The sequence below is a fragment of the Candidatus Stoquefichus sp. SB1 genome (assembly GCF_001244545.1).
Lineage (GTDB): Bacteria > Bacillota_I > Bacilli_A > Erysipelotrichales > Coprobacillaceae > Stoquefichus.
In genome coordinates this window covers 1-1,672 of the sequence record NZ_LN852691.1, presented here as the reverse complement: position 1 = coordinate 1,672, position 1,672 = coordinate 1, and the positions used below count along the sequence as shown (strand labels likewise).

At 37.0% G+C, this 1,672-nt stretch carries 2 protein-coding genes; both read left to right on the top strand.

Annotated elements, in window-relative coordinates:
- A partial coding sequence (locus tag BN1865_RS00010) for a UDP binding domain-containing protein (protein ID WP_304438546.1) occupies positions 1–536 on the top strand: 536 nt, incomplete at its 5' end.
- A gap of 106 nt (positions 537–642) precedes the next feature.
- The coding region (locus tag BN1865_RS00005) for an oligosaccharide flippase family protein (RefSeq protein ID WP_082189862.1) at positions 643–1,672 on the top strand (1,030 nt) is incomplete at its 3' end.

Sequence of the window (1,672 nt, the reverse complement as noted above, 5' to 3'; positions counted from 1 at the left end):
TCAATGAGCTTGATACCTATGCAGAGATGAAGGGACTGAATACAAAGGATATCATAGAAGGAGTATGTCTTGATCCAAGAATAGGAAGTCATTACAACAATCCATCATTTGGATATGGAGGATACTGCCTGCCAAAGGATACAAAGCAGTTAAAGGCAAACTATCAGGATGTACCAGAGAACCTCATCAGTGCAATAGTGGAAAGCAACAGAACAAGAAAAGATCACATAGCACAGGAAATCATTGATAGAGAGCCTAAGATAGTAGGAATCTATAGACTGACAATGAAGAGTGGATCGGATAACTTTAGAGCGAGTGCAATACAGGGAATCATGAAGAGAATCAAGGCAAAGGGAATAGAAGTTGTTGTCTATGAGCCAACACTAAATGAAGAGGAATTCTATAAGAGCAGAGTGATCAAAGAAATAGAGGAATTCAAGAAGATAAGTGATGTGGTAGTTGTTAACAGAGTGACAGAAGAGATAAGAGATGTAGAAGATAAAATCTATACAAGGGATTTATTTAAGAGAGATTAAAAAAGTAATAAAATCAATCTATCAGTAAAGACTTGAGATATTTTCAGGGAAGAGAAGGAGGTGATGTGCTATCAGTAGCGTAAAGAAGAATTTTATTTATAATGCAATGTATAATGTCTTAACTCTCATTATTCCACTGATTACTACTCCCTACATCTCAAGGGTCATGGGTGCAGAGAACATAGGAATATATTCATATGCCTATTCCATTGCCTCCTATTTTGGTCTGTTTATACTTCTGGGACTTAATAACTATGGAAATAGAACGATTGCAGGAGTGAGAGATGATAGGAAAAAGTTATCTCGGACATTCTGCAGTATATATGCAATGCAGCTGATCATGGGAGTGATTGTGATTCTCGTATATACTGCATATATCATCCTATTTGCTCAGAATAGAATAATGGCACTTATACTCATAATCTATCTTGTTTCTGTAATGCTGGATATCAACTGGTTCTATTTTGGAATGGAAGAGTTTAAGCTAACAGTGACAAGAAATACAGTTATCAAGATTGCCAATACAATCTTATTGTTTGTCTTTGTCAGATCGGCTGATGATATCTATATCTATGCATTGCTTCTGGTTATGGGTATGATAGTCAGTCAGGTCATCCTATGGGGACTGCTGAAGAAATACATATTCTTCATAAGACCAAGTCTATCTGACATAGTGAAGCATATCAGACCGAATCTTGTCTTGTTTATACCAGTTATCGCCATCAGTATCTATAATACAATGGATAAGATCATGCTTGGAATGATGAGCAGCATGACAGAGGTAGGATATTATGAAAGTTCTGCTAAACTTACAATCATACCTGTAATGACAGTGAGTTCACTTGGAACGGTCATGCTTCCAAGAATGAGCAATCTGATAGCAAATGGGAATCATGCAGAGGCCAAGAGATATATACAGAAGTCGCTGATTGTCTCTCTGTTTTTATCAGCGCCCATGGCACTGGGATTAAGTGCAGTTGTCAATGAATTTGTACCTATATTCTATGGCCAGGGGTATGAAGCCTGCAAAGCAATTATTCCAGTGCTGGTTATGTCATCCATATTTGTTGCATGGGCTAATGTGATTAGAACACAGTACCTGATTCCAAATAAGCAGGATAGGATATATATTATAT